General features: G+C 47.1%; 22 protein-coding genes. 21 read left to right on the top strand and 1 reads right to left on the bottom strand.

Features of this window, described 5'->3' with window-relative positions; all coding sequences use genetic code 11:
* Positions 1 to 16 precede the first annotated feature (16 nt).
* The 21 genes from V7P87_RS04390 (at position 17) to V7P87_RS04490 (ending at position 24,952) form a co-directional block, all read left to right on the top strand.
* Positions 17 to 511, top strand: a complete 495-nt coding sequence (locus V7P87_RS04390; RefSeq protein WP_296299332.1) for a chemotaxis protein CheW — start codon at positions 17 to 19, stop codon at positions 509 to 511.
* 13 nt (positions 512 to 524) lie between these two features.
* Positions 525 to 977, top strand: coding sequence for a DUF2802 domain-containing protein (locus V7P87_RS04395; RefSeq protein WP_333796338.1), 453 nt, complete (start codon positions 525 to 527; stop codon positions 975 to 977).
* Positions 978 to 1,267: 290 nt separating this feature from the next.
* Positions 1,268 to 2,398 carry a non-hydrolyzing UDP-N-acetylglucosamine 2-epimerase gene (wecB, locus tag V7P87_RS04400; protein ID WP_333796339.1) on the top strand — a complete coding sequence of 377 codons (1,131 nt, stop codon included), beginning with the start codon at positions 1,268 to 1,270 and terminating at the stop codon, positions 2,396 to 2,398.
* A 114-nt stretch (positions 2,399 to 2,512) separates the two neighbouring features.
* Entirely contained in the window at positions 2,513 to 3,535 is a 1,023-nt protein-coding gene (locus V7P87_RS04405; RefSeq protein WP_333796340.1) for an SDR family oxidoreductase, read from the top strand.
* A gap of 43 nt (positions 3,536 to 3,578) precedes the next feature.
* Positions 3,579 to 4,919 carry a UDP-glucose dehydrogenase family protein gene (locus V7P87_RS04410; RefSeq protein WP_333796341.1) on the top strand — a complete coding sequence of 447 codons (1,341 nt, stop codon included), beginning with the start codon at positions 3,579 to 3,581 and terminating at the stop codon, positions 4,917 to 4,919.
* 60 nt (positions 4,920 to 4,979) lie between these two features.
* Positions 4,980 to 6,023, top strand: coding sequence for a dTDP-glucose 4,6-dehydratase (gene rfbB, locus V7P87_RS04415; RefSeq protein ID WP_333796342.1), 1,044 nt, complete (start codon positions 4,980 to 4,982; stop codon positions 6,021 to 6,023).
* Positions 6,024 to 6,187: 164 nt separating this feature from the next.
* Positions 6,188 to 8,995 (top strand): SLBB domain-containing protein, encoded by a 2,808-nt coding sequence (locus V7P87_RS04420; protein ID WP_333796343.1) that lies wholly within the window; start codon positions 6,188 to 6,190, stop codon positions 8,993 to 8,995.
* A 27-nt stretch (positions 8,996 to 9,022) separates the two neighbouring features.
* The gene (locus tag V7P87_RS04425; protein WP_333796344.1) at positions 9,023 to 9,982 is read left to right on the top strand and encodes a hypothetical protein; all 960 of its coding nucleotides are present in this window, start codon (positions 9,023 to 9,025) and stop codon (positions 9,980 to 9,982) included.
* Between the two features lie 3 nt (positions 9,983 to 9,985).
* Positions 9,986 to 11,236: a hypothetical protein gene (locus tag V7P87_RS04430; protein ID WP_333796345.1), complete on the top strand. Its 1,251-nt coding sequence runs from the start codon at positions 9,986 to 9,988 to the stop codon at positions 11,234 to 11,236.
* Between the two features lie 114 nt (positions 11,237 to 11,350).
* A complete protein-coding gene (gene tviB, locus V7P87_RS04435) occupies positions 11,351 to 12,631 on the top strand; it encodes a Vi polysaccharide biosynthesis UDP-N-acetylglucosamine C-6 dehydrogenase TviB (protein WP_333796346.1) in 1,281 nt (426 codons plus the stop codon).
* Between the two features lie 92 nt (positions 12,632 to 12,723).
* On the top strand, positions 12,724 to 14,226 hold the full coding sequence (locus V7P87_RS04440; protein ID WP_333796347.1) for a lipopolysaccharide biosynthesis protein: 1,503 nt from the start codon (positions 12,724 to 12,726) through the stop codon (positions 14,224 to 14,226).
* 21 nt (positions 14,227 to 14,247) lie between these two features.
* Positions 14,248 to 15,222, top strand: a complete 975-nt coding sequence (locus V7P87_RS04445) for a hypothetical protein (protein WP_333796348.1) — start codon at positions 14,248 to 14,250, stop codon at positions 15,220 to 15,222.
* Positions 15,223 to 16,347, top strand: a complete 1,125-nt coding sequence (locus V7P87_RS04450) for a glycosyltransferase family 4 protein (RefSeq protein ID WP_333796349.1) — start codon at positions 15,223 to 15,225, stop codon at positions 16,345 to 16,347.
* Positions 16,348 to 16,370: 23 nt separating this feature from the next.
* The gene (gene asnB, locus V7P87_RS04455; RefSeq protein ID WP_333796350.1) at positions 16,371 to 18,299 is read left to right on the top strand and encodes an asparagine synthase (glutamine-hydrolyzing); all 1,929 of its coding nucleotides are present in this window, start codon (positions 16,371 to 16,373) and stop codon (positions 18,297 to 18,299) included.
* Between the two features lie 82 nt (positions 18,300 to 18,381).
* On the top strand, positions 18,382 to 19,551 hold the full coding sequence (locus tag V7P87_RS04460; RefSeq protein WP_333796351.1) for a glycosyltransferase: 1,170 nt from the start codon (positions 18,382 to 18,384) through the stop codon (positions 19,549 to 19,551).
* Positions 19,544 to 20,728 carry a glycosyltransferase family 4 protein gene (locus V7P87_RS04465; protein ID WP_333796352.1) on the top strand — a complete coding sequence of 395 codons (1,185 nt, stop codon included), beginning with the start codon at positions 19,544 to 19,546 and terminating at the stop codon, positions 20,726 to 20,728. Before V7P87_RS04460 ends, V7P87_RS04465 begins: the two co-directional genes overlap by 8 nt.
* A complete protein-coding gene (locus V7P87_RS04470; protein WP_296299347.1) occupies positions 20,725 to 21,321 on the top strand; it encodes a sugar transferase in 597 nt (198 codons plus the stop codon). The genes V7P87_RS04465 and V7P87_RS04470 overlap by 4 nt, the downstream gene beginning before the upstream one ends.
* Positions 21,318 to 21,941, top strand: coding sequence for an acetyltransferase (locus V7P87_RS04475; protein WP_333796353.1), 624 nt, complete (start codon positions 21,318 to 21,320; stop codon positions 21,939 to 21,941). The genes V7P87_RS04470 and V7P87_RS04475 overlap by 4 nt, the downstream gene beginning before the upstream one ends.
* A 9-nt stretch (positions 21,942 to 21,950) precedes the next feature.
* Positions 21,951 to 23,126, top strand: a complete 1,176-nt coding sequence (locus V7P87_RS04480; RefSeq protein WP_333796354.1) for a DegT/DnrJ/EryC1/StrS family aminotransferase — start codon at positions 21,951 to 21,953, stop codon at positions 23,124 to 23,126.
* Positions 23,127 to 23,166: 40 nt separating this feature from the next.
* On the top strand, positions 23,167 to 24,102 hold the full coding sequence (locus tag V7P87_RS04485; protein WP_333796355.1) for a glycosyltransferase family 2 protein: 936 nt from the start codon (positions 23,167 to 23,169) through the stop codon (positions 24,100 to 24,102).
* Positions 24,092 to 24,952, top strand: a complete 861-nt coding sequence (locus V7P87_RS04490; protein ID WP_296299351.1) for a glycosyltransferase — start codon at positions 24,092 to 24,094, stop codon at positions 24,950 to 24,952. Before V7P87_RS04485 ends, V7P87_RS04490 begins: the two co-directional genes overlap by 11 nt.
* 22 nt (positions 24,953 to 24,974) lie before the next feature.
* Here V7P87_RS04490 and V7P87_RS04495 read toward each other — a convergent pair whose 3' ends face one another.
* Positions 24,975 to 26,423: a hypothetical protein gene (locus tag V7P87_RS04495; RefSeq protein WP_333796356.1), complete on the bottom strand. Its 1,449-nt coding sequence runs from the start codon at positions 26,421 to 26,423 to the stop codon at positions 24,975 to 24,977.

Here is a 26,423-nt window from a genome sequence, read left to right on the forward strand (position 1 = left end):
GGTAGAGGAGCGATTCATGAGCAATTTATTGGCGCAAGCAGGTAATAGCAAAGAACAAAATGATGTAGTACTGCAATGGGTGACCTTTAAGCTGCAGGAAGAAACCTACGGCATTAACGTGATGCAGGTGCAGGAAGTGTTGCGTTATACCGACATTGCGCCTGTGCCTGGTGCGCCTTCTTATGTGCTTGGTATTATCAACCTGCGGGGTAATGTGGTTACTGTGATAGATACCCGTTCACGTTTTGGGTTGCCGCCTTCTGATGTCACCGAAAACAGCCGTATTGTAATTATTGAAGCGGATAAACAGGTGATTGGTATTCTGGTCGACAGCGTGGCTGAAGTAGTTTATTTACGCGGTTCAGAAATTGACACAGCGCCAAACGTCGGCACTGATGAAAGCGCTAAGTTTATTCAGGGTGTATCAAACCGTGATGGTGAGTTGTTGATCCTGGTTGACCTGAACAAACTGCTCACTGATGAAGAGTGGGACGAAATTACTAGTATTTAAGCGGTTCCTGCCTGTGCCTTTTCCAATTGAATGGTTAACCCTCGCCATAGTACCGGCAGTAGCAATACTGCTGGTTTTTGTTGTGGTGTGGCAACACAAAATAACGCAGCGGCAATTGTTGCTGCAAACTGAGCGGATGGAAGAGTTGCAGCAAGCCTTTAATATTAGCCGTGCTGAAGTAGAAGAGTTACGAAACGGTGTGATTGGTGTTGGCCAGCGTATTTTGTCGGCAGAACGTTTGTTACAACAACTGCAGTTATCGCAGCAAAGCCAGGCCGCTGAGCTGGAGCAGTTGTCAGAACACCAGCAAAAAATTCAGCTTGCCGATCCCGAATCAAAACTATACAGCAGGGCGATGAAAATGGTTCAGCTTGGTGCCGGCCTTGATGAAATTATGCAGGAATGTGAATTACCCCGCGCCGAAGCTGAGTTATTGCTAAATCTGCATCGCCAGCAAAAAGGTTAACTGGACGGTACTGCAGCGGGCAATAACCTGCTGTTAAACTCTGTTTTAAAGATTAATCTAAAGTTTTTGCTGTGAGCCTAATCTGCCCTCGCTTATTTACTGGCTTTGGCTGTTTTCTCCTCCTGTATTGCCGCCACTGTAAAACCCTTCTTTGTTTTTGTTCCTTAATCGGTCGCAACCGCCTGAAAACAGTGTGGTTGTGCGCCTTTATTGCACCCTGCAATGCTGTTACTTTCAACTGAGGTTTGATAAGCTGCGTGCTATTTACGGCTAAGCTACGGGATCTGCTTATGTTAAAGGTACTCAGTGTGTTTGGAACCCGGCCGGAAGCTATTAAAATGGCGCCGCTGGTCAATTTATTAAAACAGGATCCGGCCATCGACAGCCGTGTATGTGTTACGGGCCAACACCGCGAAATGTTGGATCAGGTGCTGAAATTGTTTCATATCGTACCTGAGTATGACCTGGCCATAATGAAAGCAGGGCAGGATTTATATGACGTTTCGACCAGTATTCTGTTAAATATCAAACCCGTACTTCGTGATTTCCAGCCTGATATAGTTCTGGTGCATGGGGATACCAGCACTACTTTTGCTGCAGCGCTGGCCTGTTATTATGAAAAAACTGCCGTTGGTCATGTTGAAGCTGGGCTTAGAACCGGTAATATTTACAGCCCATGGCCGGAAGAAGCCAACCGCCGTTTAACCGGCGCTATCACCACTTTACACTTTGCGCCTACTGCGACCTCTCAGCAGAATTTGTTATCCGAAAATGTTGATCCGGTCAAAGTGTTTGTCACCGGCAACACAGTCATAGACGCGCTGCATCAGGTGGTTGCCAAGATTGACGCCGACCAGCAATTATCCGCTGATTTTGCCAGCAAATTCCCTTATGGTCAGGACGGTCGCAAGCTGATTTTGGTCACAGGTCATCGCCGCGAAAGTTTTGGTGCCGGTTTTGAAAACATTTGTGCGGCACTCAAAGCCATTGCTGAACAGTTCCCTGATGCCGACATTGTGTATCCGGTGCATTTAAACCCCAATGTACGTGAACCAGTGTTCCGTTTACTCAGCAATGCCTCTAACGTGCATTTAATTGAGCCACAGGATTATTTGCCTTTTGTGTACCTGATGAGCCGCAGTTATCTGGTACTGACCGACTCGGGCGGTATTCAGGAAGAAGCGCCGTCTTTGGGTAAACCTGTGCTGGTGATGCGTGATACCACAGAGCGGCCTGAAGCTGTGGCTGCCGGTACTGTCAAGCTGGTAGGTACAGACAAAGATAAAATTGTCAGTGAAGTCAGTAAATTGATGACCGATAGCCATTATTATCAGACCATGAGTTTTGCCCATAACCCTTATGGTGATGGCCAGGCATGTAGCCGTATTGTGGATGCCATTAAAGCTTATTTTGGTAAATAACAGATAAAAAGCGGAATGGGCCACAATAGCTGCAGCACTTTGTGGCTTTTGACGTTGTGGAGCCGGTAAGAACAACAAGCCAGGCGCACAACAACAAGGACAGCAGAGAAAATGATGAATAGATTCGAACAACGTCAGCAGGAATTGCTGGCAGCACCAAAAACCTGGCTGGTGACAGGCTGCGCCGGTTTTATTGGCTCTAACTTATTAGAAACCTTATTAAAACTGAACCAGAAAGTGGTGGGGCTTGATAATTTTGCCACCGGCCACAGGCATAACCTGCAGCAGGTGCAGCAGCTCGTGACGGATGAGCAGTGGCAGGCGTTTCGTTTTATTGAAGGGGATATCCGTGAGCTCAGTGACTGCCAGACTGCGGTTACCGGGGTGGATTATGTATTGCACCAAGCTGCTTTGGGCTCTGTGCCGCGGTCCATTAATGACCCTATCGCCACTAATAACACCAATATCAGCGGCTTTTTAAATATGCTGCAAGCCGCCAAAGAGGCCGGTGTGCAGGGTTTTGTCTATGCGGCGTCAAGCTCGACTTATGGTGACCATCCGGCTTTACCTAAAGTGGAAGCCAATATTGGTAATCCATTGTCGCCTTATGCAGTCACCAAATATGTGAATGAACTCTATGCCGACGTGTTTTCCCGCTGTTATGGTTTTCATAGCACAGGTCTTCGCTATTTTAATGTGTTTGGCCCAAGACAAGACCCCAATGGGGCTTATGCCGCTGTGATCCCAAAATGGACAGCTGCAATGCTGGCGGGCGATGATGTTGTGATTAATGGCGACGGTGAAACCAGCCGTGATTTTTGTTTTGTCGCCAATGCAGTGCAGGCAAATATTCTGGCGGCCACCACCGCGCTTGGCAAAAGTGAAGTCTTTAATGTGGCGGTAGGTGACAGAACCACGTTAAATGATTTATTTCACGCCATTCAGCAAAGGCTCAGCGCCAATGGTGCCCACTATCAAAAAGAACCGCTATACCGCGATTTTCGCGCCGGTGATGTACGCCATTCGCAAGCCGATGTCAGCAAAGCCGAACGTTTACTCGGTTATGTACCCAGCCATACGCTGAGCGAAGGCCTGGCAGTCGCCATGCCCTGGTATATCCGCCATAACAGTCAATGATGCGCCGCTTCGGTTCTGTACAGCATACAAAAAGGGATATCGAATGAAAGTCACAGTTTTTGGCATTGGTTATGTCGGGTTAGTGCAGGCTGCTGTATTGGCTGAAGCCGGACATAAAGTTTGTTGTGTGGATGTGAACCCTAAACGGGTGGCAGATTTACAAGCCGGTATTATTCCTATTTTTGAACCTGGCTTGTCAGCCCTGGTGCAGCAGGGCGTGGCACAGGGACAACTGGAATTCACCACAGACGCTGCCACCGGCGTGCATTTTGGTGAATTGCAATTTATTGCGGTGGGCACCCCGCCTGATGAAGATGGTTCGGCTGATTTGCAGTATGTGTTAAAAGTGGCCACCAGTGTTGCGCAGCACATGACTAGCCCTAAAGTTGTGATTAATAAGTCCACAGTGCCAGTTGGTACCGGCGATAAAGTCAAAGCTGTAATAGCCCAAACTCTGGAGCAGCGTCAGGCCGATATTGATTTTGCCGTAGTGTCTAACCCTGAGTTTTTAAAAGAAGGGGCTGCTGTTGCGGACTGCCAGCGGCCGGATCGGATTATTCTGGGCACCGACAATCTTTGGGCAGAACAGCAGTTAAGAGAGTTATATGCACCTTTTAACCGCAATCACGACAAAATTATTGTGATGGATGTCAGAAGTGCAGAGCTCACCAAATACGCAGCGAACTGCATGCTGGCTACTAAAATCAGTTTTATGAATGAAATGGCCAATCTAGCTGAGCTTTTGGGCGCAGATATTGAGCAGGTGCGTCATGGTATCGGCTCTGATCCGCGGATCGGTTACCACTTCATTTACCCGGGTTGTGGTTATGGCGGTTCTTGTTTTCCCAAAGACGTGCAGGCACTGATCCGCACTGCGGAACAAACCGGTTACAACACCAGTTTGCTCAAGTCGGTGGAAGCAGTCAATCACGCGCAAAAACACAAGTTATTTGCCAAGTTGGCGCAGCATTTTGATGGCAACCTGACTGGTAAAACTATTGCCATCTGGGGGTTGAGTTTTAAACCAAATACTGACGATATGCGGGAAGCACCAAGCCGGGCGCTGATGGAAGCTTTATGGGCCGCGGGTGCAAAGGTGCAGGCTTTTGACCCTGAAGCCATGGAAGAGACTCAACGAATTTATGGCATTAGAGCAGATTTACAGCTGGTGGGCACGAAAGAAGCTGCTTTGCATCAGGCTGACGTGTTGGTGATTTGTACTGAGTGGAAAACCTTCAGATCACCGGATTTTGACCTGCTAAAACAAAGCTTGCGCCAGCCAGTGATTGTTGATGGCCGCAATCTGTTTGACCCGGCCAAAATGCAGCAGCTTGGTTTTACTTATTACGCAATAGGGCGGGGCGACAGTGTGCGTAAGTACTAATGCAGGCTGCATGAATAAACAGGTTATCAATGTAAAAATGTTCATATCAAGCGAGGGTTAATGAAGGTTATTGTGACGGGAGGCGCGGGTTTTATCGGCTCGGCATTGGTTAAAACCATTTTGCATCAGACTGACTGGCAAGTGCTGATCCTGGATAAATTGACCTATGCCGCCATAGCGCCGGACTTGTCTGAGCTTAGTCCTGATGGACGATGCAGCTTTGCTCAGTTGGATATATGTTGTGCTGAACCTTTGTCGGCGTTTATCAACACTTTTGCACCTGACGCTATATTTCATCTTGCGGCCGAAACTCATGTTGACAGGTCTATTTCAGGGCCTGCCGATTTTATTCGGTCCAATATTTTCGGTACTTATCAACTGCTTGAAGCAGCAAAACAGTATTGGCTGGGTTTATCTGATGTCAAAAAACACGCTTTCAGATTGTTGCACGTGTCGACCGATGAAGTGTATGGCGACATTGCTGCAAATGAACCTGCTGCCACTGAGTTGAATCCATACGCTCCAAGCAGCCCCTATTCTGCGTCAAAAGCTGCTGCAGATCACCTGGTGATGGCCTGGCATCGGACTTATGGCTTGCCGGTCATTATTACCCACAGCTCCAATAATTTTGGACCAGGTCAATATCCTGAAAAACTGATCCCAAGGATGATCTCAAATGCACTCAGGCTGGAGCCGTTACCTTTGTACGGCGATGGTCAGCAAATCAGGGACTGGCTTTATGTGTACGACCACGTCCATGCACTGCTATTGGTGATCCAGCAGGGGCAGGTTGGCAGCAGGTACAATATAGCCGGAGATAACCAATTAAAAAATATAGACTTAGTGCTGATGCTAGCAGAGCTGCTGGATGAGTTGGCTTTTGATAAAAAAGGTACACTGCAAAGTTACCGTGATTTGATTCAGTTTGTTCAGGACAGACCTGGCCACGACATTCGTTACGCACTGGATGCGTCAAAGATTCGGCATGAACTGAGCTGGTCCCCAGCTGCGGATTTTAAACAACGTCTGCGTGAAACCGTTTTGTGGCATCTTGCCAGCCTATCAGGGGGGAGGATGGGTAAAAACGGGAAATGTGACGTTTGAATTGTGTTTAGTAACAGTCGATTACATGGAAAAACCTCGCTGTTGAGCAATCAGACATAGTAGAATATCCGGCTTGCGTTTTAGTGCCTTTATGAGCCTTGATATGTAACTTTATGTTTTGTATTGGTTTTGCGCGAATTTTATAAGAAAGATGGAGTAACATAGTGACAAATTTTTTTAGAAAGCTTACCGCCTTTTTAGCTGCTGGATGTCTTTCATTTGCCCTGCAAGCGGCTACCCCGTCTCCTGCGATGATGGCTCAGTTTAATAAATTGCCAAAATCGGAGCAGGCCAGGATTGCAAAACAATACGGTCTTAAAGTAAGTGATCTGAAAAAATCAAAAACCGAAAGCTCATCAGATACCGAAGAAAAGAACGAAGCTGACGCCTTTACCGAGAAAAATAAAAGCTCAGTAAAAGAAGAAAATCTTGCAGAAAGTAAAAGCAAGGAGCCCGAGCGCTTTGGACTAAGTTTTTTCGAAAATATTAATACAGAACTTGATACAAAGACCGGTACTCCGGTACCGAGTAACTACCGTATTGGTCCGGATGACGAGCTCAGAGTTCAGGTTTTTGGTGCTAAACCAATGGATGAAGAACTTCAGGTGGCCAGAGACGGCACTGTATCTATCAGTGAGATAGGTGTAGTTTCGGTAGCAGGATTCACTTTTGCCGAAGCAAAACAATTAATTACTCAGCGTATCCTCGCTGCTAACGTAGGGGCTGAAGTGAACGTCAGTATGGGACAGCTACGCACCATCAGCGTTATTGTTGCCGGCGAAGCAAAACGACCAGGTTCTTACACTGTTCCTGCTTTATCTTCAGTGGTTGATGTATTAGTGCAGGCCGGCGGTATCAGTGATATTGGTGCACTGCGTGGCATTCAGCTGCAGCGTAAAGATGGCACAAAAATAGCCATAGATTTATATCGTTTATTGCTTGGTGGCGATTCTAATGTTGATCAGGCCTTGCAAAATGGCGACGTGGTCTTTATTGCCCCTTATACCGCTCTAGCAGAAGCTGCAGGCGAAGTATTACGTCCTGCCCTGTATGAGATTGGCTCCAATGAAACTGTGGCAGATCTGGTACGCATGGCAGGCGGTGGCAAGGCGCAGGCTTTTTTAAATGGTGTCACTCTTGAGCGCATTGAAAAAAATGCGGTGCGCACCATGATCAATCTCGACCTTTCATCGGCCAGAGATTTACAACAACCAATCCATAATGGTGATGTGGTTCGTTTTGGCAAGGTGTCTTCAAATATCCAGAACAAAATCGAAATTATCGGTGCTGTGGCGCGGCCTGGTATTTACGCCCACCGCGAATCTATGCGTGTCAGCGATATCTTGTCATCCATCTGGGCTGATTTAACCATTGACACCGATTTAGATTATGCGTTGGTTGTCAGTCGTTCCGGTAGCAACAATAAGATATCGATTCAACAATTTAATCTGGGCAAGGCAATCGAGTTCCCGAAAAGTAGTGATGATCTGTTGTTACAGGGCCAGGACTCTATTTATGTTTTCAGTTATAACGCGCCAAAACTTCGCGATGAAGTAGATGCATTATTGTTTGAACGTTATCAGGAAGCGTTAACTTTATCCGGCGAGATGACGGTGTTAAATAAAGAATTAAGGCCTGAAACCAGTGAGAAGTCTGAGGAACAAGTCCGTTCCCTGATTTCCAAAGCCGGTTTTGCCAGCTTGGCTTTTAGCCTGGTACTGAATGAAGAAGAGACTGCACTCTCTGAAAAGCGTCAGCTGGTTGAAACCGAAGACACTAAGCGTCAGCGTGAATTAATGCAGCGTTTGCCCGAAAGTCACCACAAGCTTGTGGCCAGGCTGATGCGCGAGTTTCTTGATGAGGTGCATAAAAAGCCTGAGATACGGCAGCTCTCTGCAGGTCTGACACGCGAAGAGTTGTTATTTAACCTGCTTAATGAATTAAAAACCCGCAGTTCTGGCGTATCAAATCATGCCGTTGTGTATGTGTCTGGCGAAGTGAAATATCCGGGTCAATATCCGAAACCAGAGCAGGGCTCAGTCGAAGACTTAATTGCTGCAGCGGGCGGTTTGTTGCCTGGTGCCTTCCTTGAACGGGCAGAGTTAACCAGAGCCACTATTAACGAAAGTGGTGCTGTTCAGGTTGAACATATGGATATCAAGCTATTTGATGAATTGTCGCAAAAGACGCAAACGCTGTTACAAAGCCGCGACAGGTTAAATGTGTTCCGCCTGACTGACTGGGATCAGGAACAGAGGGTCACTATTGCTGGCCAGGTCCGGTTCCCGGGCGAATATTCAGTGCGCAGCGGTGAAACCCTGGCTGATGTGTTAAAACGCGCCGGCGGCCTGACGCAAAACGCCTTTCCACAGGGCGCTGTGATGATCAGGGAACAGGTAAAAGCTCAGGAAGTTGAGCAAATTACCAAACTGACGCAACAATTGCGCCGCGACATCGCAGCCCGCACTTTGTCCGCCGAGTCGGCAACCCTGAGTACTCAGGATGCATTGTCTATGCTCAGTGAAATTGAAAAGGTAAAGCCGGTGGGTCGACTGGTTGTTGACGTGAAAGCTGTAGCTGAAGGCAGTCAGGATGATGATTTTGTTCTGGAAAACGGCGATTACCTGATGATCCCAACCCGCAAAACCACAGTGTCCATTGTGGGTGAAGTACAACATCCTTCCAGCCATAGATACAGAGCCGGCCTGACACTGGACGATTATATGCGTTTGGCGGGCGGTTCGAGAAAACGGGCTGATGAAGACCGTGTTTATATTATCCGTGCCGATGGTTCAGTACTGGTGCCGCAGAAACAAAGCTGGTTTGCCTTAAGCAGCGAGGAAATTCAGCCAGGCGATACCATTGTGGTGCCACTTGATACTGAATTTAAAGACAATATTAGTTTATGGGCTCAGCTCACCCAAATTTTCTATCAAAGTGCAGTTGCTTTAGCCGCAATTAATTCCTTTTAAAAGTTGATAGTGTTGGGTTAGGTAAATATGAATAACAATGACGTACTGTTAGTTGCAGAGCCTCAAGACGAATCAGAAAAGGTTGGACACAAAACCACCAGTCAAAAGACGTTGCTGCAAATTGTATTTGATTCGTATCTGGTTCTGATCATTCTGGTGATCATTGCATGCGTTTCCAGTGTGTATTATTCGTTGGGGTTACCGAATCTGTATCGCTCGGAAGCGGTATTGGCACCGGTTCAGGACAAAAAAAGTTTGGGATCTCTGGGCTCATTAAGTGGCTTAGCCTCAGCCGCCGGTTTTAATATCGGTGGCATGGGGGTTGATAAAGCTGATTTAGTGGTAGAAGTGTTAAAGTCGACTGAGTTCATCAGTCGCTTTATCCGCAAACACAAAATTGAAGCCGCCATTATTGCCGCCAAGTCATGGGACAGTGCCAGGCAGACTCTGGTCTATGATCCTGAACTATACGATGCCAAAACCGAAAAATGGCTTCGGTCCCCGACCGCAGATCGGGGTGTTGAACCCTCTGATGAAGAGTTAGTCAGAGAGTTCAGGGCTATTCTTGTGGTCAACAAAGACAAAACAACAGACTTTATTAAAGTCAGCATAGAGACACTTGCGCCAGAACTATCCAAAGCCTGGTTAAGCCTTTTGATTGCTGAAATTAATGACGTAATGCGAGCAAGAGCATTAAATGATCACAACCAGGCTTTGCAATCTATAGAGAAATCTCTGGCTGAAAATCAGAATGCAGATGTGCGCGCGCTTTTGTTCGATTTAGCCGGAGAAAAGCGCAAAGAGATTATTGTTGCAAGCATTACGCCGAATTACTCGCTGACAACGATTGATTCTCCTACATTACCAGAGCGTAAGTCCGGACCTTTCCGCGCGCTGATTGTTTTATTCTCTTTGGTCATCGCTTTTATAGGCTATATGGCGATTTGCATGATTAAACTCGTTCGTATGCAAATGAAAAGTGCATAGAAAATGAGTGAGGTACAACTGCCGTTTATTTTATTTAATCTGAGTCTTCTTCTTTTCTATCTTTTAAGAAGAAACGGGTTTGATTTATTCGGCATTTCTTACTTTTCGTCTTTTATTTATTTTTCGCCAACTTTTTTTGGTTACGCCGGTTTTTTGGTTGATCTGACGGATTGGGTGTATTCTCCATTGGCAGATAAAACCTATGCCGTTTATTTTATATTTTTATCAATACTATTTCTAACAACCCTTAGCCATGACCTGTTTATTAAAACCTCAGGCAACTTCAATTACAGTCAAATTAAAGCGGATGACAAGTATAAATATGAGATGTACTCCGCATTTATCTTGTTGTTAATTTCCTTCTTTTTACTGAATATATTTGGCGGTGGGGCACTTCATCAACTTGATAAAAATCAGGTTATGGCCAACATAGGTCGTTGGTACTTGTTGTACGAGTCAATCCTGCTGTTAGCGATAGCTTATGTGTTAACAGTGGCGAAGTTTAGAACTGCATATATATGTTTGTTGTTCTTTCTTTGTTTTGACGTATACCTCGGCTTTCGAACATCCTTTGTTATCGCAATTTTAATGTTGTTTTTTGTCTCTTTTAATAAGAAAGACAAAAGATTGATAGGCCTATGGCCATATTTACTGCTCGGCGTTTTTGCTGTATTTTCTATTTTAATGTTAAAATTAATGATGTTTGGGTTAAAAAAAGGCGATATAGATATTTTACTGGCAATATTGTCAAACTCCCAAACCTATGAAAAGTTGCTCAGTACAAGCGAACCTTTTGTAACTCAGTCTATTCTTAACACCGTAGTTTCTTTGGATTTTCGTACCGATGCAGAGCATTTAAAGCTAATTCCGTTGCAGTTTGTGTTGCTCGGTGATGTTGTGTTTGGACAGATCCGTAGCTTCAATGACTATTTTCAACCCGCGTTGTTTCCAAAAATCAACTACGGTATGGCATCAAATTTCTTAGCTGAGTTTTATGCAGTTTCGGGGATTTTTGGTGTTTTTGCGGTAAGTGCCGTGTACAGCCTGGTGTTAATGGTACTTAATCTGGCTATTCAGTCAGTGAAAGCAGGTTACAAACCTCTTCTGTTGTTATGTGGCGTATATTGGGCCTTTTATATTTATCGTAACGATATGGCGTATATTTTAAACATAGAAAAAAGGATTGTTATCAGTTTCCTCCTGGTCATACTGTTAGCTTTCGTTTTGAGAAGATTCAATTTTATTTTTAAATAAGTGGCTTGCAGGGTGCGAGAATTATCCTCGCTAACCTTCTTTCTTTATGGTTAGCGTTCTGGCATAAGAGCTCGATAGGTTAGCGTGATTACATGACAATGCATAAGGGATGATATGAATACGAGTTTTTCAGTTGATAAAATTGCCGTTATTGGCCTTGGGTATGTTGGTTTACCTCTTGCTGTAGAGTTTGGCAAAGTTTTACCAACGGTTGGCTTTGATATTAATGCCCATCGTATTGCCGAATTGCGTTCAGGTAACGATCATACGCTGGAAGTCTCGCCAGAAGAGTTATCTCAGGCTTCACTGCTTACTTTTGAGTCTGATATTGAACAGATCAAAAGTGCAAATTTTTATATTGTGACAGTGCCCACGCCAATTGATGAACACCGGCAACCTGATCTGACACCATTGATCAAAGCCTCTGAAACATTGGGGCGGGTGGTTAAAAAGAATGACATCGTCGTTTTTGAATCCACTGTGTACCCGGGCGCGACTGAAGAAGTTTGTGTTCCTGTGATTGAGCGTATTTCAGGTCTGAAATTTAATCAGGACTTTTTTGCCGGATATAGCCCTGAGCGCATTAACCCGGGTGATAAAGAGCACAGAGTTACCACTATTAAAAAAGTAACTTCTGGCTCAACGCCCGAAGTTGCTCAGTTTGTGAATCAGGTGTATGGCCGAATTATTACTGCAGGTACTTATCTGGCCAGCAGTATCAAAGTGGCAGAAGCTGCCAAGGTTATCGAAAATACCCAACGTGACTTAAATATTGCGTTAATTAACGAACTGGCGGTTATTTTTAACCGCCTTGGTATTGATACCGAAGAAGTGTTGCTGGCTGCCGGCACAAAATGGAACTTCCTGCCATTTCGTCCGGGTTTAGTGGGCGGGCACTGTATCGGTGTTGATCCCTACTATCTGACGCATAAAGCTCAGGCTGTTGGTTACCATCCGGAAGTGATTCTGGCTGGCAGACGCATTAACGATGGCATGGCTAAATATGTGGTGTCTCAGCTGGTAAAAGCGATGATCCGCCGTAACATTCAGGTGTCGGCGTCCCGCGTGCTGGTGTTGGGTCTGACCTTTAAAGAGAATTGTCCGGATATCCGCAATACCAAAGTTGTCGACATTATTGCTGAACTGAAAGAGTACGGCATGGTGCCCGACGTGTTTGACCCATGGGTAGATGCACAAGAAGCAAAAGCTGAATACGGATTAGAGCTGGTAAAACAACCGGCACACCATAGTTATGATGCCGTGATTGTTGCTGTGGCGCATGGACAGTTTAAGCAATTGGGAGCAGAAGGCATCAGAAGTTTCGGCAAGGCTGAGCATCTTGTTTATGACCTGAAGTATTTGCTGCCCAAAGAAGGTAGTGATTTAAGGTTATAGTTTTATCCCGTTTGGCCTTTACCACACAATCTTGTGCAGCCTTGAAATCAGGGCTGCTCTTTTATTTGTAGCGCTCATGATCGGTAACTAACTTGTCTGTCAGATCCAACATTATTTTAAATACGGTCAGTCAAATTTATATGGCGCTGTTATCAGTCGCCACTTTGCCGTTTTATATCGATATGTTGGGCAGTCAGGCCTATGGTTTGGTTGCGTTTTTTATGCAGCTACAAACGATGATTGGCTTACTTGACATTGGGATCTCAGCCACAGTTTCACGCAACACCGCATTATTTGGTGCAGGTAAATTAGCCCGAAACGACTATTTTGCCATGCTGCGCAGTATTGAATTTTCTTTTGTGGTTGTTGCGCTCTGTATCCTTGCCGGTGTTTTTTCTTCGCCTTTACTGGCACAGTCATGGCTGAATCTCGGGGATTTTTCCGTTGTTGTTGCAAGGGAGACGATACAGCTCATTTTTGTGGTTATTGCACTGCGCTGGATGCAAACCTATTACCGGGCCATAGTGCTTGGTGCTGAGCAGCTGGTGTGGCTCGGCTGGTTTAATATTCTGGTATCTTCAGTACGGATCTTTGGTGTATTACCTTATTTGTATTTGGTCTCGGGTGATGTGCTGGACTTTTTTCTTTATCAAATCGTCGTCAATTTCATCGAACTGATGTTGCTGTTTTTCCGCACAAACAAAATAGCGGGATTCCGGCAAGGTGAACGTTTTGGAAAAATCAATAAAAGTGCCTTGTCTGATGCAATAGCCAGTTCGTTGGTTGTTGGCCTCACCTCATTATTGTGGGCGGTTATTACACAGGCCGATAAATTTCTCGCATCGGGCATACTGCCCATTGCCGACTACACGGCCTATAGTCTGGTGATTAGCATCTCTTCGATTTTGTTGTTACTTTCCGGTACTTGTATTTATGCAATAGGGCCTGCCATGGCGCGGTTGCTGGCTCAGGATGAAAAGTCAGAAGCTGTGGCTGTTTTCCGGAATATTTCGCTGGCGGTGTCCCTGATGCTCGGTTCTGCATCTGTTGTGGTGATTGGCTGGAGTGAGTCTTTGTTAATTGCCTGGACGGGTAATGTGCCGTTATCGCAAAAGGCTGCCGAATTTTTACCTTTATACATGCTGGCAACGTTATTTTTTGCTTTAGGGAATTTGTCTTACGCTATTAATTACGCAATAGGCAATTTTCAACTCAGATTAAAGTATTCAATCATCAGTCTGTTGCTCTACCTGCCAGCCCTTGCAGTCTTGTTATGGCTGTTTGGTGAACAAGGTTTGGTGTACGGCTGGTTGATTGTCAACTTGTTATTTTTTGTCGTCCCACAGCTCTTCCTTTACCGCCAGCTGGATCACAGCTTGTATAAAACCTCGATGGTGCAAGATGTCTGCGTACCTGTGATGGCGGCGATGTCGGTGCTGTTGCTGGTCTTTATTGTTGATCTCCGCCCCTTTAACCGACTGGAAATATTCGCAGTTTTAACGCTGATTGGCTTACTGTCCCTGGTTGTGGCTGTGCTGCTGTCCAGAGCAAGATCGTTATTGTTGCCGCAGCTGCGACAGTTGCTTAGAAAATGACGTTTTTTGTCAGACCACATCATGTTTAACATTGATACCGCATCAAAACCACATCGCGCCATTGCCGTCATTGCATCATTTTTGTTTGCTGTGTTTTTTTCTATGGTGGACTGGGAATGGGTTCATGGCAGCTTTTTTGTTGATAGGGAAGTGTATTTTTCTATTTTCAGAAATGCGCCTGATGTTGAGATTTCATTTAGTTTTTTCCAACTTGTCGCATTTATCGTCAATGAGCAACTATGGAGCCAGTTGATTCGTGGTTTACATGAAAATATTGGTTTGTCGCTGACAACAGTTTTTGGTGTGATTAGTTTTTTATTAGTGTTTAGTTATGCCTATTTTGTATCGTCGCGGGTTGGACCATTAGCCATATTATTGCTCATCAACCCTCTGTTAGTTGATTTAGCTTTTTCGCAATTAAGAATGTCGCTGGCGATGGTATTTCTGTTAATTGCATTTAATTGTAATCGCTGGTTATACAGATTACCTTTTCTACTGATTGGTTGCTTTATTCATACCGCATCTTTTTTATTTGTCATCATGGCACTTTGTGTATTTGTCTCAGTCTCATTGGCAGAAAAATACCGGTTAAACCGGTTTAATTGTTATTTTTTGTTGGTGTTCACAGGTTTTTGTATTGCGCTGGTGGTAGGTCCATTACGTACCTTCATACTCGAACAGTTGGGTGACAGAAGAATCGTATATGATGCGCCCGCTACAACCTGGACTTACGCTTCGGTGTGGGTGGCTATTCTGGCCGCAGCAGCTTTGCAGTTGAGTGCTTTTTTCCGTAACCATGTGAATGCTATCGCATTGGTATTTTTGTCGGTGTACACATTTTGTACATTGTTTTCAGTGTATGGATTACGATTTTTAGCAGCTTCATTACCATTTTTTGTAGTAGCATTGTGCCGTTTTGGTTCTTTTGAACGTGCTTTTGTTGTTTTAATCTTCGCTGCCTACACAATAGTGCAGTGGGTTTATTGGATCCGATAGATGAATATTATGTTTTTAGTAAGCTCACTACAGTTTGGTGGGGCTGAGAGAGTTGCCACCGTATTATGTAATGAGTTTTCAAAACAGCATCAGGTGTCGCTGGTTGCCACTTATGGTGGCCTGGAACCCTGTGTTTTTGAACTGGCTTCATCTATTAAATTACATTACCTGGCCCGCGAATATCCTTGTTTTAAAGGAAAAAGTTCTGGCTCTTTTGCCAGGCTGCTGAAGTTGCATCACCTGTTTAAAACAGAAAAACCCAATGTTGTGATAAGCTTTTTACCCAATGTGAATGTGATGGCGGTGATTGCCAATGCCGGCATCGGGCTGCCGTTGATCATCTGTGAGCGAAGTGATCCTGAGCATTTTCCAATGTCAGGTTTTTGGAAAATGATGTGTAAATACACGTATCGTTATGCCGATATGCTGACGGTGCAAACCCAATCCGTTGCCGATAAAGTGGGCCTTTTATTCCACCTGCCTGATTTGGTCCGTGTAGTGCCAAACCCAATTCCTGCTTCTTTGGCAGCGCAGCCCCTTGGCGTATCTTCTGAACCTAAACACATTTTATGTGTGGGCCGGCTGATGCCGGGTAAACAGTTTGAACACATTATTGAGGCTTTTGCTTCATTGCAGCCAGAGCTGCCTGACTGGGAGCTGCATATAGTGGGTGATGGTCCGCACATGGCGGTACTGCGTCAGTTGGTGAGTCGTTTGGAGCTGAGTCAGAAAGTGAGATTCTTTGGCAGTGTGGAAAACCCTTATCCGCAAATTGCCCGATGTGATGTTTTTGCCATGGCGTCGGCTTTTGAGGGGTTTCCAAATGCCTTGCTCGAAGCGCTGGCGCTTGGCCGTCCGACTGTGGTTTACGATTGTCCGAGTGGACCTGCTGATATGACAGAGCAGGGTGCTGTTGCAAAGCTGGTACCGCTGAATCAGAAAGCGCAGTTCACTGCGGCGCTCAGAGCGCTTGCGCTCGATGAAGAAATGCGGCTTCAACTTGGCAGGCAAGCCCGTGCCTCTGTGATGGCGCGTTATGCCTTGCCTGTTGTCACAGAACTCTGGTTTGAGCTGATTGCACAAGCACAGCAGCATAGAAATAAATTACCTCAGGCCGGGCTGTAGTTTTAAAAAAAGGATTGATTGTTATGTGTGGTTTTGCCGGATTTTTCGCCCGGGTTCAAGGTGATTTTAATTGTTCTGAGGTGCTCACTGCGATGGGCAATGCCATCCGGCATCGCGGCCCTGATGATGCCGGGATATGGCAGCATCCGCATTTGCATCTGGGGTTCAGCCATAGACGGCTGTCAATTCTGGATCTATCGGCGGCAGGTCATCAACCCATGCTCTCGGCGACGGGTCGTTATACCATTATTTTTAATGGCGAGATTTATAACCACCTGAGTTTAAGGCAAGAGGTAGAAACACAGGGCGCCAGATTGTGGGCCGGCCATTCAGACACTGAAACTCTGCTGGCCTGTATGGACAGATACGGTTTTGCGGCCACTATTGCCAAACTCAAAGGCATGTTTGCAATAGCTGTCTGGGACGAGCAGGAGCAGCAATTATTGTTTGCCCGCGACCGATTGGGCGAAAAACCCTTGTATCTGGGCTGGTGCGGTGACTATCTGTTATTTGGCTCAGAACTCAAAGCGTTACGCGCGCATCCGGCTTTTGACAGCCGCATTGACCGCCATGCCCTTGCGCAGTACATGCGCTACAGCTACGTGCCAACACCACGCTCCATTTACGCAGCTATTGAAAAATTACCGCCAGGTTATATTGCGTCGGTGTCATTAAACCGCCCCGGTTCTATTGATAAAACCCAATATTGGTCATTGCCGGCTGCTGTTGCGGCTGAGCCACAACAAGAAACCAGTGTTGAGGGTTTACACCAAAAATTACGCGAAGCGGTGCAATCACAAATGATTTCAGATGTGCCGCTGGGGGCATTTTTGTCCGGTGGGGTTGATTCCTCCCTGATTGTCGGACTGATGCAATCTATGAGCAGCCAGCCGGTGAAAACCTTTACCATTGGTTTTGACGTGCAGGAATTTAATGAAGCCGGATACGCAGCTGATGTTGCGCGTCATTTAGGCACTGAACATCATGAAATGATGGTAAGCGGTGCTGACAGTCTGGCGGTGGTGCCAAGGCTCAGTCAGATGTACGACGAACCCTTTGCCGATTCATCACAAATCCCGACCTATCTGGTGTCGGCACTGGCCCGTCAACATGTAACAGTGACGCTGTCCGGCGATGGCGGTGACGAACTCTTTGCCGGCTACAGCCGGTATCCTCATGTTGATGCCAAATGGCAGCAACAGCAAAAATTGCCAGCTGCACTTCGGCATAGTCTGGCGGCTTTGGGGCAAACACTGTTGCCGCAGCAGCTGAACCTGCTGTCTTCCCGCCTTGGCTTGCAGGGCGCAGGTAACAATACGCTGATGAAAGTCTCCAAAGGCCTGGCGGGTTTGGCTGCTGAAAACTTCGCTGATTATTATCAGTTATTTCTGACTCATCTGACGCAGCAACAAAGCCAGCAACTGGTGCTTGCGGCAGAGGATGTTGTTAACAGCACAAACACAGGGGACTCAGCTGAGAACCCCATCACTCAGATGATGTATCTGGATACCGCAGGTTATATGACGGACGATATTCTGGTGAAGGTTGACCGTGCTTCGATGGCGGCGTCGCTGGAAAGCAGGGTGCCGATGCTGGATGTTGATGTGATTGAATACGCGTTTCGGATGCCGCTGTCGCAGAAATATCAGCAGGGTACAGGTAAAATTTGTCTGCGGCAGATTTTGGATCAGTACGTGCCACGCAGCTTGATCGAACGTCCGAAAAAGGGTTTTGGGGTGCCTCTGGCACGCTGGCTGCGGCATGAACTGCGCGACTGGGCAGATACATTACTGGATGCAAAAATGCTCCAACAGCAGGGTTACCTGAATGTGGCCATGGTCAGCCGGATGTGGCGTGAGCATCTGGACGGCACCGCTGACTGGCACTTTCAGTTATGGAACATCCTGATGTTTCAGGACTGGCTGGCATCACAAGATACCACTTATTCGTAAGAGCCGCGGGTGACTGGGCTTGGTGACTTGTGTACAATTGCCCGGTTTTTGAAATTTGTTCCTGAGATGACTGCAAAATAAATTGGCTATTGATCTGAAGAAGAAAATTGAGCTTTGTCACATTATCACCGACCTTGATGTCGGTGGTGCCGAGTTTATGCTCAAACGTTTGCTGGAGCAGGAACCTGAGTATAAAGAACGGGTTGTTGTAATTTCGCTGATGGATCATGGCAAGATCGGACAGCAACTGATGCAGGCCGGTTTTACTGTGTATGCGCTGAATATGAAAGGCAAGCTGGCTTTCCCGCTGGCATTGCTGCGCTTAACCCGTTTGTTACGTCAATTACAGCCGCTTTTGGTGCAAACCTGGATGTATCATGCCGATTTACTCGGCGGCCTTGCGGCATATTTCGCCGGTATTAAAACCATCGTCTGGGGCATTCACTGCACAAAATTACCGATAGGCCGGCCACTGACCTGGGCTGTGATGAAAGCCTGTGCATTATTGTCGTATAAAATCCCATCCCATATCGTGTGTGTGGCTGATGCAGCCCGGCAAATGCATATTAACTACGGTTATAAGTCTGCGCTGATGTCGGTCATCCCCAATGGTTTTGCCATTAACCCTTTGCTTGAGCGCCCTTTGGGCCATCAAGCCCTGCTGCAATTTCCACAATCACCTGCACCTTTGGTGGTGGGCGCTGTGGGGCGCTTTCATCCGGATAAAGGTCAGGACATTTTATTAAATGCGGCAGCTTTGGTTGTCGAAAAAAGGCCGGATATTGTGTTTGTTTTAGCTGGACGCCAATGTGACAACAATAATCCGGCGCTGCAGCAGCAGATTGTGGCCAAAGGATTGCAGAAACAGGTCATTCTGCTGGGCGAACGCGACGATGTACCGCAGTTACTGACTGAATTTGATATGTTTTGTCTGCCATCGCGCAGTGAAGCTTTTCCAGTAGCCCTGGGGGAAGCCATGCTGGCGGCTCTTCCCTGTGTTGCCACTGATGTGGGTGATTGCCGTTGGCTGACCGGCGACATATTCCCGCTGATCCCGCAGGGCGATGCGGCTGTTCTGGCGCAAGCCATCCTTGAGATGGCAGACAAGCCTGCAGCAGAGCGTCATCAGCTTGGTGTAAAAGCCCGGCAGCGGGTGATTGAGCTGTTTTCAATTGACAGTGTGTCAAAGCGTTACCGGCAATTGTACCGGCAGTTAAATCCGCAATTTTCAGAGCAGTCAAAGCTTGAATAAATTGTCCGGTGCCGAAAAGGGAGCTTATAGCGGCACGTCTCCCGGAAAAAAATTAGTGATTGTCACCACAGTGCCAGACACACTGGAGCTGATTCTGGAGTCGCAACCACAATTTCTGAACGAGTGTTATCAGGTGGTTGTGGTGAGTTCGGCGCAGCAAAGGCTTGCGGCCTTTGCGCAAAAAGAAGGTGTCGATTTTGAAGTGGTGCCAATGAACCGCGGCATTTCACCACTTGAAGACATAAATTCCATTTTTCAGATGTACAAGGTACTGAGAAAACACCAGCCGGATCTGGTGCATTCTTATACACCCAAGGCGGGCATGGTGAGCGCCATCGCCGGCTTTTTTGCCCGTGTACCGGTGCGTGTGCACACCTTTACCGGTTTGATTTTTCCATACTGCAGTGGCGTGAAAAAGTTCATTCTTAAGCAGATTGACCGGGTGATCTGCTGTTTGAATACGCATATAGTGCCGGAAGGCGAAGGTGTAAAACAAACCCTGGCACCTTTGTGTTATAAGCCGTTGAAAGTGATTGGTTATGGCAATATTGCCGGTGTTAATTTAATGCACTTTAACCCCTCAGAGCCAGAGGTTGTGGCCAAGGCGGCCGCGTTAAAATCAGAGCTTGGGCTTTGCGGAAAAACCGTGTTTTGTTTTGTCGGCCGGCTTAATAAAGACAAAGGTATTAAAGAACTTTGCGATGCCTTTCTGACATTAGATCCGCAGAAAAATGCGTTGTTAATAGTCGGTGGACTGGACGACGAAAATCCGGTGGATGCGCAAACCCTGCAAAAATTGCAATCGTCTCCGGCAATTTGCCTGCTGGGGTTTCAGCCGGATGTGCGGGTAGCGTTATTGGCGGCCGATGTATTTGTGCTGCCAAGCTACCGCGAAGGTTTTCCCAATGTGGTGTTACAGGCCGGCGCTATGGCGAAACCGGCTTTGGTCACCGATGTGCATGGTTCCAACGAAATTGTGCAGCATGGGCTCAATGGCTGGATAGTTCCTGTGCGCGACAGTCAGGCGCTGTCGGCACAAATGCAGATGATCGGCGGTATGACACAGAGCGAGCTTGCTGAGGTAGGGCGTCAGGCCCTCGCTTTGGTTCATGCCCGTTTTGAGCGGAGTTTTTATCAGCGTCAGTTATTGGCGTTTTATCAGGATATTCTCAGTTGAAAAGGCTATTTGATATTGTTGTTGCGCTGACGGCTTTGCTGCTGTTATCGCCATTATTTTTGCTGTTGTTTGTATTAGTGCGGCTGAAATTAGGTGCGCCGGTGTTATTTCGCCAGGCAAGACCCGGCTTAAATGGCAACATTTTTAACATGATTAAATTTCGCACCATGACCAATGCTGTGGATAGTCAGGGGGTTGCTTTAAGTGATGCCGAACGTTTAACACCTTTTGGTGCTTTGCTACGTTCAACCAGCCTGGACGAATTACCAGAATTATGGAACGTGCTTAAAGGGGATATGAGTCTGGTTGGGCCAAGGCCTTTGTTACCTGAATATCTGAGTCTGTATACGCCAGAGCAGGCTAAACGTCATCTGGTGCGGCCCGGTATTACCGGTTGGGCGCAAATCAATGGCCGTAATGCCATTAGTTGGGAGCAAAAATTTGAGTTGGATGTTTGGTATGTGGAACATCAAAGTTTTTGGCTCGACTGCAAAATACTGCTGCTGACTGTACTGAAAGTTTTTAAACGTGACGGCATCAGCAGTGAAGGTGTAGTCACCACTGAGAAATTTACCGGAAGCGCCAAACAATGAAGACGCTGGCAATTTTAGGGGCCAGTGGCCATGGCCGTGTCGTCGCGGATGCTGCGCTGCAAAGTGGGCAATGGCAGCAAGTGTGTTTTTATGATGACGCTTACCCGGGTTTACAAACAAATGGTCGTTTTGCGGTCGTTGGCAATTCCGCTGATCTATTAACATCGGGTCATGCTGCAGTTGTGGCCATTGGTGACAACAGACGCAGGTTAGAAAAGCATCTGTGGCTGAAACAACAGGGTGTTTTGCTGGCAACTGTTTGTCATCCCGCTGCTGTGGTGGCGTCAGATGTCAGTATTGCCGACGGCACCGTGGTGCTGGCCGGCGCTGTAATTAACCCGGGCGCAGTGCTGGGTGAAGCCTGTATTGTAAATAGCAGGGCTGTGGTGGAACACGACTGCCAGTTAGCGGACGCGGTACATTTAAGTCCTGGTGCTTGCCTGGGTGGTGGATGTAAAATTGAAACAGGTGTCTGGATTGGTATTGGGGCAGCAGTACGTCATTTAATGACACTGGGCGAATTTTCTATTGTTGGTGCCGGCTCAGCTGTTGTTAAACCTGTGCTGGCACGTCAGGTTGTCGCTGGTGTGCCGGCACAATTGCTCAAAATGAACGAATAATGGTGTGATATGTTAAATACAGCTTTTTCGGCTTGGCCGTCTTTTACTCAGGAAGAAGCAGATGCTGTGTCCAGAGTGATTTTGTCTAATAAAGTGAATTACTGGACAGGCCAGGAATGTCGTGAATTTGAGCGTGAGTTTGCCGATTGGTGTGGTACTGAATATGCCGTCAGTTTACATAATGGCACTGTGGCACTGGATGTTGCCCTCAAAGCGCTGGGGGTAGGTCAGGGTGATGAAGTTGTAGTCACACCCAGAACTTTTTTAGCTTCGGTGTCCTGTGTGGTGAATGCCGGTGCAGTGCCGGTGTTTGCCGATGTTGATTTAAACAGTCAGAACATCACGGCAGAAAGTATTAAAGCGGTGCTAACGCCCAAAACCAAAGCGGTGATCGTGGTGCATCTGGCAGGCATGCCAGCCGATATGGACCCTATTATGGCGCTTGCCACCGAGCGTGGTTTTTTTGTCATTGAAGATTGTGCCCAGGCCCACGGTGCCAAATATAAAGGCCGCTCTGTCGGCTCTATTGGTCATATCGGTGCCTGGTCTTTCTGTCAGGACAAAATCATGACCACTGGCGGTGAAGGTGGCATGGTGACTACCAATGACAAAAAACTCTGGGCAACAATGTGGTCTTTTAAAGATCACGGTAAAAGTTTCAGCTCTGTGTATGAAAAACAACATCCACCGGGATTCCGTTGGGTGCACGACTCCTTTGGTACCAACTGGCGCATGCTGGAAGTACAAGCCGTGATTGGCCGTATTCAGTTAAAAAGAATGGCGGACTGGACGGCAAAACGCCGTGCCAATGCCGCTTTATTAGATGAAGCTGTGGCCGATATTCAATTGTTACGCCGTGTTCAGGTGCCGGCAGATTGCGAACATGCTGAATATAAACATTATTTCTTTGTCAGACCTGAATTTTTAGCGCCGGGTTGGAGCAGGGATCGTATCATCGAAGAAATTACCCAGCGTGGCGTGCCATGTTATCAGGGCAGTTGTAGTGAAGTGTATCTGGAAAAGGCTTTTGACAATACCGGCTGGCGTCCGGCCGAACCTTTGCCAAATGCCCGGCAACTGGGTGAAACCAGCCTGATGATGTTGGTACATCCAACTTTAACCAGCGCCGAAATTGAAAAAAGCTGCAAAGTATTACGTGAAGTTGCGTTGCTTGCTACCGTGTAACATTGATTGAGAATCTAAATTGGCCTTTTTGATATCCGTCGTGATACCACTTTACAATAAGCAAAACTCGGCAGCTCGGGCTATCAGCTCTGTGTTAATGCAGACTGATCAGAATTTTGAGTTGATTGTGGTTGACGACGGTTCGACTGATGACAGTTTGCAGGTGGCTCGTGGTTTTTCCGATCCAAGGCTGCAGCTGCTGACCCAACAGAACGAAGGTGTGGCTTCGGCGCGTAACAGAGGTGTGAAGGCTGCAACCGGCGATTATGTGTGTTTTCTCGACGCAGACGATGAATATGCAGCGGATTTTCTGCTGCAAATCCGCAAGCTGATTTTGTTGAACCCTTCTGCGGCCTTATTTGCCTGTCGCTACAAAGAGGTTGATGAATGTGGTCAGCCATTTTTGGGCCGTTGTGATCTGCCGGACGATTTCTGCGGCCAGGTGGACGACTTTTTTTCGCATTACCAGCGCAGCCGCTCGTTAATCTGTTCTTCTAATATCTGTGCCCGTCGTGAGCTTATTAATCAGGTGGGTGGTTTTCCTGATGGCGAGCGGATAGGAGAAGACATCTATTTATGGTTAAGGCTGGCGTTACTGGGGCCTGTGATGTTCAGTGGTAAGATCCTGTCCACTGTGTACCGCAATGCCGAAAACCGGACCATTAGTTCCGGTCTTCGGATGATCCCATTTCATACCCGCTATTTTCTGATGCACGACAGCTGGCAAAAGGGTCAGGATAAAGCTGTGGTTGATCAGGTGCTTAATTTTATTTATCACAATGGCCTGATCAACGTTTGTGGTGCCTTAATGGTGAATAACAAAAATGTGGCCGAGGAATTTGTCCGGTTGATTTATCCAAAGCGAAAGTGGCTGGCGTTGCTGATCACCTGCCTTCGGCTGTTGCCGGCAACAGTGTTTTTGCTTGGCAAAAAAATACGTAATTTCATCACAATAAGATCGATTGATGTCCGATAAATCCACGCCTTTTATCAGCATTTATATTCCGACAAAAAATCGTTTTACCTTGTTACAACGTGCAGTGCAGAGTTGTCTTGCCCAGAGTTATCAGTCCTTTGAAATCATCGTGGTGGATGATGGTTCAACACCTGAGGTGCAGTTGCAGTTGCAGCAGTTTGCACAGCAAACGCCAAAAATGAAGTTGTTGGTCAATGCCGTTTCTGTTGGCGCTGGTGCGGCACGTAATCAGGCGATTGCCATTGCAGAAGGCGAGTTTATTACCGGCCTTGATGATGATGATGAGTTTACTGCTGAACGGCTGCAGGAATTTGTTGCGAACTGGACCGGTGCCGACAGTTTTTTAAGCACGGGTTATCAGTTTTATACCGGGCCAGCTCAGATGCTGCGTAGTGCCAGAAAAGCCATGACCATCACAGCGGACGACTTACTGATGGTGAATCTGGTTGGTAATCAAGTCTTTACTAAAACCAGCTATTTACGGCATATCGGTGGTTTTGATCCACAACTGGTCGCCTGCCAGGATTACGATGTCTGGATCCGGCTGACCCAAAGTTTTGGCGCAGGCCGGCGTCTGGCCAATTTCAGTTATATAGTGCATCAGGAGCACGAGCTGGAGCGTATTTCCAACCCGGAGCGTAGATTAACCGGCCATCAGCAACTGATTGATAAACATCGTTTGTTATGGACAGCAGCGCAGCTTCGCAGCCAGCAGTTTTATCGTCAGTTACAAAGCGGGCAGCCGCTGAGTTTTGCTTTAGTGCCGCTGGCGCTTTGGCGCAACCTGAAGGTGCTGCTCAAAGTAGCTTTAGTGCAGTGGTATCAGAAAAAACGTTTTTCAAGCCGGTAGCGCGTCGGCTGCGGCTTATTGCTCAGCCCTGTAAAGCGCTGCGCAGTGCCCGCAGTTGTTTTTTCAGCTGTTGTTGCAGCCTGTGCAAACTGCGGCTGAAAAAACCAAGTGGTTCGTTGTAGGGCAGCTGATCCAGCTCTGGCCAGGCATGGCAAATGACAGCGCGGTGCAGCTTGTTTTTTTGTTGTTCGGACAGTGGCAGTGTCAGCATGGCGTCAACTGCATGGCGGTGATTCAGCGGATACATAAAAATAATGCCATTTTTATTGCCATATTTATGCACTGAGGCGTAAGCACCCACCCGGTTTTCCAAATAAAACAGCCCCAGTTGTTGCCACAGCGGTAAGTCCGGTAACTGCTGAAGATAGTCCCGGGCAGCCTTTGCAAAAGCGGGGTGCTCGGGTACACCGGACAGCCGGTGTAACAAAGCGGCAGTAATTGGGCCTGTCAAACCTTGTTCCGGCCAATAAAAAGCCCTGCATAATTCACCGCCAATACCGGTCAGGGCAAAATGACGGCCTTGCTCAATATCTATCAAAGCGCGGTAACGCAGAGCGCTGCCACCAATACAATGTCCGGTTCTGGCAAGCCACTCATCTTCGCTTTGGCCACTGTCTGCTGCAGCTGGTGGCAGCACAAACTGATGTTGTAAGCCCAAAGTGCCGGCCAAATGGCTGGCAACCTTTTGATCCAGGCCGGCGCGGGTTTTGTGTTCTTTGCGTGTCCAGAATCGTAACTCGCTGAGCCATGGTTTGGCACAGGCCAGCATCAACCGGGTTTCGTAGCCGGCACTCAGACCAATTTTAGTGGGGGCATTGCCGGCGCAGGCGCTGATATGTGCTTGTATTACTGCACAGATTGTTTTGGCTTTTTGCTGCAGATCGTCCGGCTCTGCCGAGCCTGCAGTAAAGGCTTGTGGCCAATGGCGTTTTACCGAAAAATCAGACAACAGCAGTTTATGGTTAGCTAACAGACGCAAACAGTGTTTTTGCGGTAACAGGGCAAATAGATAAAAGTGTTCACTGTGCCTCACATCCATGGCGGCCATTAGACTCGTATCAACCTGCTCTTGCCATGGAGAGGGCAATAAAGCTGCAGATGACATTATCAGCTGTGCTTGCGGGCAATAAATACAAGGCTGGGAGGCCATGGCATCGGTGTAAAACTGGCCACCTTCGAGCAAACTCAGGCACAGCCAACGGCCACCCAGCCGGTATAACCAGGCTTCAAAGGCGGCTGTGGTGTCGGGGCTCAGCTGCTGTGGTTGTGACGGAGTGAGCATTTCGCCTTGTAAAGTCACAGGCCAGCCCAGTAAAAAGCCAAGTGATTCGCCCTGAGGCGATAACAGCGGGATCACCGGCAGATCATCGGCGCTCGCCAGATAATATTCAGCAAAAACCGACACCTGGTAACCTGCAGGCAGGTAAGCAGGATTTTTCGCCAACATAAACTGGTGTGACAGCACTTGCAT

It is taken from the genome of Rheinheimera sp., assembly GCF_036782235.1.
In the GTDB taxonomy this organism is placed as follows: Bacteria; Pseudomonadota; Gammaproteobacteria; order Enterobacterales; family Alteromonadaceae; genus Pararheinheimera.

Excerpts from the sequence above, each read along its gene's own strand:
- V7P87_RS04480 (WP_333796354.1), top strand. The coding sequence starts at position 21,951 with ATGTTAAATACAGCTTTTTCGGCTTGGCCGTCTTTTACTCAGGAAGAA.
- V7P87_RS04475 (WP_333796353.1), top strand. The coding sequence starts at position 21,318 with ATGAAGACGCTGGCAATTTTAGGGGCCAGTGGCCATGGCCGTGTCGTC.
- V7P87_RS04445 (WP_333796348.1), top strand. The coding sequence starts at position 14,248 with ATGTTTAACATTGATACCGCATCAAAACCACATCGCGCCATTGCCGTC.
- rfbB (WP_333796342.1), top strand. The coding sequence starts at position 4,980 with ATGAAGGTTATTGTGACGGGAGGCGCGGGTTTTATCGGCTCGGCATTG.
- V7P87_RS04425 (WP_333796344.1), top strand. The coding sequence starts at position 9,023 with ATGAATAACAATGACGTACTGTTAGTTGCAGAGCCTCAAGACGAATCA.
- V7P87_RS04390 (WP_296299332.1), top strand. The coding sequence starts at position 17 with ATGAGCAATTTATTGGCGCAAGCAGGTAATAGCAAAGAACAAAATGAT.
- asnB (WP_333796350.1), top strand. The coding sequence starts at position 16,371 with ATGTGTGGTTTTGCCGGATTTTTCGCCCGGGTTCAAGGTGATTTTAAT.
- V7P87_RS04450 (WP_333796349.1), top strand. The coding sequence starts at position 15,223 with ATGAATATTATGTTTTTAGTAAGCTCACTACAGTTTGGTGGGGCTGAG.
- wecB (WP_333796339.1), top strand. The coding sequence starts at position 1,268 with ATGTTAAAGGTACTCAGTGTGTTTGGAACCCGGCCGGAAGCTATTAAA.
- tviB (WP_333796346.1), top strand. The coding sequence starts at position 11,351 with ATGAATACGAGTTTTTCAGTTGATAAAATTGCCGTTATTGGCCTTGGG.
- V7P87_RS04405 (WP_333796340.1), top strand. The coding sequence starts at position 2,513 with ATGAATAGATTCGAACAACGTCAGCAGGAATTGCTGGCAGCACCAAAA.
- V7P87_RS04490 (WP_296299351.1), top strand. The coding sequence starts at position 24,092 with ATGTCCGATAAATCCACGCCTTTTATCAGCATTTATATTCCGACAAAA.
- V7P87_RS04495 (WP_333796356.1), bottom strand. The coding sequence starts at position 26,423 with ATGCAAGTGCTGTCACACCAGTTTATGTTGGCGAAAAATCCTGCTTAC.
- V7P87_RS04410 (WP_333796341.1), top strand. The coding sequence starts at position 3,579 with ATGAAAGTCACAGTTTTTGGCATTGGTTATGTCGGGTTAGTGCAGGCT.
- V7P87_RS04430 (WP_333796345.1), top strand. The coding sequence starts at position 9,986 with ATGAGTGAGGTACAACTGCCGTTTATTTTATTTAATCTGAGTCTTCTT.